The sequence below is a fragment of the Melioribacteraceae bacterium genome, from assembly GCA_035362835.1.
Lineage (GTDB): Bacteria > Bacteroidota > Ignavibacteria > Ignavibacteriales > Melioribacteraceae > DSXH01.
In genome coordinates this window covers 95,520-103,137 of the sequence record DAOSDY010000006.1, presented here as the reverse complement: position 1 = coordinate 103,137, position 7,618 = coordinate 95,520, and the positions used below count along the sequence as shown (strand labels likewise).

Here is a 7,618-nt window from a genome sequence, read left to right as displayed (position 1 = left end):
CCTCAGGATTATATTTATATAAAATTGAGGCTATTCCACAAAATGGTGAAAAACCCTTTACTCAGGTAAAAAAGATGATTCTACTTAAGTAATATTCTTTTTTTAAAGGTTTTGCAATATTAAACATCTTCAAAAAAATTAAGCACTAATCTTATATATGCAACACAGCTAAGATAAAGCTCAATTTATTGAAAGCTATTAAAAGGTCGTAGCAGCTTAATTTGTCAATCCAAAACAAAACCGCCGGATAACTCCGGCGGTTTATTTATTTACCATTCGTATTCGCAATCATTGCAGTGGTATTTGGGAGCGTTGCCATTTTCATCTATTGGTATACAACAACCGCCATAGTGAATATTATCAACATCATTTTCATTTTCTTTTTTGGGATCCAACATGACTAATCCCCATATTATTTTAGCAATCGATTTACCTCCGCACTTCGGACAAGTTTTTCGTGGTTTTGATTTCGGCTTTTTTACTTTAATAATCATTATTCACAATAATGTTTGAATGTAAAACTCAAAAGTATACTGAAATTTTCTTCTAATCGATCTTGAATGATATTTATTCCTTCTTGATGTAAGCTATTAATTCAGTTTTTCCGTCACAATTTTTGCAGCTAAATTCATTAAAAATTTTGCCAACAAAATACGTTGTCACAATTTTATAATCGAGCAAAAATTTCGCCGTTAAATTACAATCTCATTACAAAGTCGTGCAAAAAGTGTCTTAATAGTGTCTTAATTTTAAAAAAAGATTTGTTTTTAGAGTGAATTGAAAGGAAAGAATGTAATCCGTAGTCAGATGCTCTATCCAATTGAGCTACAGGTGCATTAAATCTAAAAATCTGCTACAAATATATGATTAATGAGGGTATTAAACAAAATCAGTCATATTGGGAATTGTTGGCTGTATCGAAATACAAACTCTATTCAATTGAATATATCTTCTAATATTTCAAAACCATTTTACCGTGGAGATCTGTTTACCCCGATTGATCCGAAAAAAGCACCTAATCAGTTGCAAATCCATCCATTTTTTTGCAAATTTGACCCGCAAGTTTTATTTAAAATTCAATATGATTTATCGAAACCATATCAAAATACTGGGTTTAAATATCGAGCCAAATCTACTTCTTTTACGTCCTTGTCCGGATCACTAATTTTTTATTTTCACTCTTCTTATTTATTTTTTATATCAACATATAGGAGTAACTATGTGCGGCATAGTTGGTTATATAGGTGAAAAAAACTGTGTTCCGGTTCTGATTGAAGGATTGAAAAGACTCGAATACAGAGGGTACGATTCCGCCGGAATCGGAATTATAAATACTACTCAATGCAAAGCGGTTAAGACAAAAGGCAAAGTTGCTGAACTCGAAAAACTTGTCCATTCCGAAAATCTCCAGTCCAACCTCGGAATAGGGCATACCCGCTGGGCTACGCACGGCGAACCAAGTACAATTAATGCCCATCCCCATATGAATGAAGACCGGACAATCTTTCTTATTCATAACGGTATTATTGAAAACTATGTCTCGCTCAAAAACGGATTGATTGAAGAAGGATATAAATTTGTCAGCGAAACCGATACAGAAGTATTAGCCCATCTGATTGACCATTATATGAAAATTAAAAAAGACCTCTTTCAGGCGGTCAGATATGCTTTGAATGAAGTAGAAGGGACTTATGGTATAGCAGTTATATATAAAAACGAACCGGAAAAAATTGTAGTCGCAAAAAAAGGTTCACCCCTTGTTATCGGAATCGGTAAGAACGAAAATTTCATTGCTTCTGATGTCAATGCCCTTATTGCTCATACAAGTCAGGTAGTCTACCTGGAGGATGGGGAAATTGCTGAAGTATTTAAAGATCATTTCCAGGCCAAAACGATCAGCGATAAGAATATTATAAAAGAGATCTATGAAGTAGATGTAAGTATAGACGAATTAACCAAAGGCGGCTATCCGCATTACATGCTTAAGGAGATTATGGAACAGCCTGAATCTCTTTACAATTCGATGCGCGGTCGTCTGGTTCTGAAAGAGGGAATTTCCAAACTCGGAGGATTGCAGGGTTTCGAAGAGAGAATTGCCGGTTCGGATCGGATAATCATCTCAGCATGCGGTACATCCTGGCATGCGGCACTTGTTGGCGAGTATATGCTTGAACAATATACCGGCATCCCTGTCGAAGTTGAATATGCTTCCGAGTTCAGGTACCGTCATCCGATTATTACTTCGAAGGATACTGTAATTTTTATTTCTCAAAGCGGCGAAACCGCCGATACACTGGCTGCTTTGAAAGAAGCTAAAAAGAAAGGAGCACTCTGCCTTGGTGTATGCAATGTAGTCGGAAGTTCTATAGCAAGAGAGAGCGAAGCAGGGGTATATATTCACGCCGGACCTGAAATTGGTGTTGCATCAACAAAAGCATTTACATCCCAGCTTATTGTACTTTCTTTAATAACACTGCTGATAGCGCGGAGGAAAAACCTTAATCAGCCCGAAGGGCAGGAAATTATCCGCGAAATGCAGGAGCTTAATAAAAAAGTTGAAAACATCCTTAAGCAGAACGAACTGATTGAGAAGATCGCGGAACGTTATGTCAGTTCTAAAAATTTTCTTTATTTAGGAAGAGGATACCATTTCCCTGTCGCTCTTGAAGGGGCCTTAAAACTGAAAGAGATTTCTTATATACATGCCGAAGGTTACCCGGCAGCCGAAATGAAGCACGGTCCGATCGCATTAATTGATGAGAATATGCCGGTCGTTTTTATTGCTACTAAAGATTCGGTCTATGAAAAAGTCGTAAGCAATATTGAGGAGGTTAAAGCACGCAAAGGTAGAATACTTGCAATTGTTAACGAAGATGATAACGAAATTGAAAAGATTGTAGACCATGTTATTAAAGTCCCTAAAACAATCAATATGCTTCAACCGATTTTGAGTGTAATCCCGCTTCAGCTTCTGGCTTACCATATAGCTGTAAAAAAGGGATTGAATGTTGATCAGCCGCGCAATCTGGCGAAGAGTGTAACTGTTGAATAAACTAATTAGAGGTGATTTATGATTCGTACAAACGTCCTTATCATGGGTGCAGCTGGGCGTGATTTCCATAACTTCAATGTATTCTTTAGAAATAATGAGAATTACAATGTTGTTGCTTTTACAGCTACTCAAATTCCTAATATCGATGGTAGAATTTATCCCCCGGAATTAGCCGGAAAACTTTACCCTGATGGAATTAAGATCTATGAGGAATCTGAACTCGTCGATCTTATTCATAAACTGAAAGTAAATGAAGTTGTCTTCTCCTATTCCGATGTCCAGTTTGAATATGTTATGACTAAAGCTTCTATTGTAAACGCAGCGGGTGTTTCTTTCCGTTTGATGGGTGCTTCTGAAACAATGATTAAAAGTACAAAACCGGTTGTCTCTGTCCTGGCTGTCCGGACCGGAAGCGGTAAATCCCAGACTTCGAGAAAAATTGTTGAGCTTCTTCAAAATGCAGGAAAAAAAGTTGTAGCAATCAGGCATCCGATGCCATACGGCGACCTTGTTAAACAAAAGGTACAGCGTTATGCTCAGTTCTCCGATCTCGATAAATATGAATGCACAATTGAAGAAAGAGAAGAATATGAACCGCATGTCGCAAGAGGCGGCGTTATTTATGCAGGTGTTGATTATGAAGCTATACTTAGGGAAGCTGAAAAGGAAGCCGATATTATTTTATGGGACGGCGGAAATAATGATATGTCCTTCTATCAGTCCGATCTTACATTCACTGTTGTCGATCCGCACAGACCTGGCCATGAAATGAGATACTATCCGGGTAACACATCATTGCGGCTTGCCGACGCGGTTATTATTAATAAAATAGATTCCGCAGGTCCGGAAGGTATTGAAGAAGTAAAGAAAAATATTCAGGCGGTTAATCCCGGCGCTGTGGTTATCGACGCAGCTTCTCCTATTACTGTCGATAAACCGGAATTGATCTCCGGCAAACGCGTTCTTGTTGTTGAGGACGGTCCAACTCTTACTCACGGAGAAATGAAATACGGAGCCGGTACTGTTATTTCGCAAAAACTCGGTGCCAAGGAAATAGTTGATCCGCGTCCATTCACAGTAAAATCTATTACAGAAACTTATCAGAAGTATCCGAATATTGGCGTTCTGTTGCCGGCAATGGGCTATGGCGATCAGCAGATAAAAGACCTTGAAGAAACTATAAACAGAACCGATTGCGATTCTGTTGTTATCGGTACTCCGATTGATCTCAGCAGGATACTTAAAATTAATAAACCGTCAACCAGAGTAATGTACGAGCTTCATGAACTCGGTACGAACACGTTGGCATCAGTATTGAAATCAAAAGGTCTTTTATGAAAAAAGTTGCTGTCGTTGCCTTCGGCGGTAATGCTCTTCTTAGAGGCAATGAAATAGGAACCATTGAACAGCAGGAAAAACACACGCTCGATACTTGTGAAAAGATAATCGAACTGATTAGAAATGATTATGAACTTGTAATTACTCATGGCAACGGTCCTCAGGTTGGAAATATTCTCTTAAGGAATGAAGCCGGCTATAATCAATTTAAAATTCCTAAAATGCCGCTCGACATTTGCGTAGCCGATTCCCAGGGTGGAATCGGCTATATGATCGACAGGCAGTTGAGAAATGCTCTTAATAAGACCGAGCTGAGGAAAAATGTAGTCGCTCTTATTACCGAAGTACTTGTCGATATTAACGATCCCGCTTTTAATAATCCTACAAAACCGATCGGACCCTATTACCTTAAAGAAGAAGCGGACCTTCTTGCCAAAGCGAATAACTGGATTTTTAAAGAAGATCCCAGAAAAAGAGGATGGCGTAAGGTGGTCGCTTCGCCTAAACCTGTTGATGTTATGAATTATCAGGTTGTAAGAGACCTGGTAGATAAAGGGCATATAGTAATAGCTGCCGGCGGTGGAGGAATCCCGGTCTACTTTCATCAGGATACAAAATACCTTGAAGCAATAGAAGCCGTAATTGATAAGGATCTTGCTTCGGCACTTCTGGCACGGTTGATAAATGCCGACCGGTTCTACATTATTACAGATGTTCCAAAGGTTTTCATCAATTTTAATAAACCGAATCAGAAAGCCCTTGATCATATTACTGCAGATGAAGCCGAAAAATATTTAAAGCAGGGGGAATTCCCGGATGGAAGTATGGGTCCGAAAATTCTGGCTGCAATCGATTTTGTTAGAAACGGCGGTAAAGAAGCGATTATTACAAGTGAAGAGGAGATAGAAAAAGAAAACTGCGGTACCAGAATTACTATTAATTAATTTTTAACTAGGGTTATGAAAGAATACATCCTCGGAATTTCGGCATACTACCATGATTCAGCAGCTGCTCTTCTTGAAAACGGAGAGATCATTGCTGCTGCTCAGGAAGAAAGATTCACTAGGATAAAACATGATTCCAATTTCCCGTCGAATGCTGTGAATTTCTGTCTTGATTTTGCCGGAATCTCCGTTGATCAGTTATCTGCTGTTGCTTTCTACGATAAACCGATCGTAAAATTCAACCGGATTCTCGAAACTTATCTTCAATACCCTGGCAGAGGATTGAAATCCTTTATTATGGCAATGCCACTCTGGCTGAGGGAAAAACTCTGGATCCCCGACCTGATCTCCAAACAATTGAATTTTAAAGGTAAAATACTTTTCCCGGAACATCACGAATCTCATGCCGCCTCCGCATTCTATCCGTCGCCGTTTGATAGGGCTGCGTTTCTTACAATCGACGGAGTGGGTGAATGGGCTACATCCTCCTGGGGTGTCGGAAAGGGAAACCGGCTCGAAATTCTGTCGGAACTTCACTGGCCCCATTCGTTAGGGTTACTCTATTCCGCTTTTACTTATTTCACGGGTTTTAAAGTCAATTCAGGCGAATATAAAGTAATGGGCCTTGCGCCCTACGGTGAACCCGTGTATGTGAAAAAAATCTTCGATCATCTGGTTGACCTTAAAGATGACGGTTCGTTTAAAATGAATATGGACTATTTTAACTATAATACCGGTCTTACTATGACAAATGAAAAGTTCGACCGGCTTTTCGACGGGCCTCCCAGAAAAGCAGAATCAAATCTTACTCAGAGAGAAATGAACCTGGCCAGATCCGTTCAGGATGTAACAGAAGAGATTATGATTCGAATGGCTGGGAATGTTAAAAAAGTTACCGGTGAGAACAATCTATGTCTTGCCGGAGGCGTTGCTCTGAATTGTGTTGGTAACGGTAAATTATTACGCGAAAGAATTTTTGAAAATATCTGGATCCAGCCCGCTGCGGGTGATGCTGGCGGTGCTATTGGTGCTGCACTTATTGCTCACCATCGTTTTAACAACAATCCTCCTCCTGTCAAAAAGGGAAGAGACCTTCAGAAAGGTTCCTACCTCGGTACAGTTTATTCTGATGATACGATCGAAAAATTTCTGAAGAAATTCAAACTTCCTTATCATAAAGTATCATCTGATGACTTGATTGAAAAAATATCCGATGCGATTATTGAGGAGAAAGTTATCGGATGGTTTCAGGGTAAAATGGAATTTGGACCCAGAGCTCTGGGCGCGAGATCGATTATCGGAGATGCGCGCTCACCGGAGATGCAGAAAAAGATGAACCTGAAAATAAAATACAGGGAAAGTTTCCGTCCGTTCGCGCCTTCTGTCCTGGCTGAAAAAGTGAACGAATGGTTTGAACTCGATACTGAAAGCCCTTATATGCTCCTCGTTGCAGATGTTAAAAAGGAGAAACAACGGATTATGACTGATGAGGAAAAAAATCTCTGGGGTATCGATAAATTAAATGTTGCAAGATCAGAAATACCGGCGGTTACCCACGTCGATTATTCTGCAAGGATTCAAACTGTTCATAAGGATGATAATCCGGTTTATCATAGACTAATAGAACGCTTCTACGAAAAGACCGGATGCCCTGTAATTGTAAATACTTCTTTTAATGTGCGCGGCGAGCCGATTGTTGAATCCCCGCTCGATGCCTATAAGTGCTTTATGCGGACTGAAATGGATCTCCTTACGCTTGGAAATTTTATACTTTATAAAAACGAACAGCCTCAATTTCACGACGATATCGACTGGAAGCAGAAGTATGAGCTGGATTAAAGACGTTGTACATGAACTGAACAGTCTGGATCTTTCCGTTAAATCCCTCAGGAAGTTCGGGATTACAATCGGAATTGTATTTATACTCATATCCATTTTATTCTGGGGTACGGTAGGAGTAAGGATTTTTTTCCTTGTTGTAGGATCTATCTTATTTGTTAATGGTATTATTTCTCCTGACCGACTTAAAACGATTTATAAATTCTGGATGGGCTTTGCCTTTGCTCTCGGATGGGTTGTCTCGCGGATGATTTTAACACTTCTTTTTATTTTGGTGATGATACCTGTTGGTTTGATCGCAAAAGTTTTCGGCAAAAAATTTCTTGATCTGAAGTGGGGCGATACAAAAAGTTCTTATTGGATTATGAAGGAGAATAAAGAAATCGATTACGAAAAGATGTATTGAAAAAAGTAATTCAAAAAACATATAAAATAATAAAGGTGA

5 protein-coding genes are annotated in these 7,618 nt (G+C 39.2%); all 5 read left to right on the top strand.

The window, feature by feature from the left end:
• The first annotated feature begins 1,219 nt into the window (after positions 1–1,219).
• The 5 genes from glmS to PLZ15_15040 are packed head-to-tail and all read left to right on the top strand — an operon-like array spanning position 1,220 to position 7,579.
• Positions 1,220–3,052 (top strand): glutamine--fructose-6-phosphate transaminase (isomerizing), encoded by a 1,833-nt coding sequence (gene glmS / locus PLZ15_15060; protein ID HOI31063.1) that lies wholly within the window; start codon positions 1,220–1,222, stop codon positions 3,050–3,052.
• Positions 3,053–3,070: 18 nt separating this feature from the next.
• Positions 3,071–4,390 carry a cyclic 2,3-diphosphoglycerate synthase gene (locus PLZ15_15055; protein ID HOI31062.1) on the top strand — a complete coding sequence of 440 codons (1,320 nt, stop codon included), beginning with the start codon at positions 3,071–3,073 and terminating at the stop codon, positions 4,388–4,390.
• Positions 4,387–5,334, top strand: coding sequence for a carbamate kinase (gene arcC, locus PLZ15_15050; GenBank protein ID HOI31061.1), 948 nt, complete (start codon positions 4,387–4,389; stop codon positions 5,332–5,334). Before PLZ15_15055 ends, arcC begins: the two co-directional genes overlap by 4 nt.
• 15 nt (positions 5,335–5,349) lie before the next feature.
• Positions 5,350–7,173 carry a carbamoyltransferase gene (locus PLZ15_15045; protein ID HOI31060.1) on the top strand — a complete coding sequence of 608 codons (1,824 nt, stop codon included), beginning with the start codon at positions 5,350–5,352 and terminating at the stop codon, positions 7,171–7,173.
• Entirely contained in the window at positions 7,160–7,579 is a 420-nt protein-coding gene (locus PLZ15_15040) for an SxtJ family membrane protein (protein HOI31059.1), read from the top strand. The genes PLZ15_15045 and PLZ15_15040 overlap by 14 nt, the downstream gene beginning before the upstream one ends.
• Positions 7,580–7,618 lie beyond the last annotated feature (39 nt).

Excerpts from the sequence above, each read along its gene's own strand:
- glmS (HOI31063.1), top strand. The coding sequence starts at position 1,220 with ATGTGCGGCATAGTTGGTTATATAGGTGAAAAAAACTGTGTTCCGGTT.
- PLZ15_15055 (HOI31062.1), top strand. The coding sequence starts at position 3,071 with ATGATTCGTACAAACGTCCTTATCATGGGTGCAGCTGGGCGTGATTTC.
- arcC (HOI31061.1), top strand. The coding sequence starts at position 4,387 with ATGAAAAAAGTTGCTGTCGTTGCCTTCGGCGGTAATGCTCTTCTTAGA.
- PLZ15_15045 (HOI31060.1), top strand. The coding sequence starts at position 5,350 with ATGAAAGAATACATCCTCGGAATTTCGGCATACTACCATGATTCAGCA.
- PLZ15_15040 (HOI31059.1), top strand. The coding sequence starts at position 7,160 with ATGAGCTGGATTAAAGACGTTGTACATGAACTGAACAGTCTGGATCTT.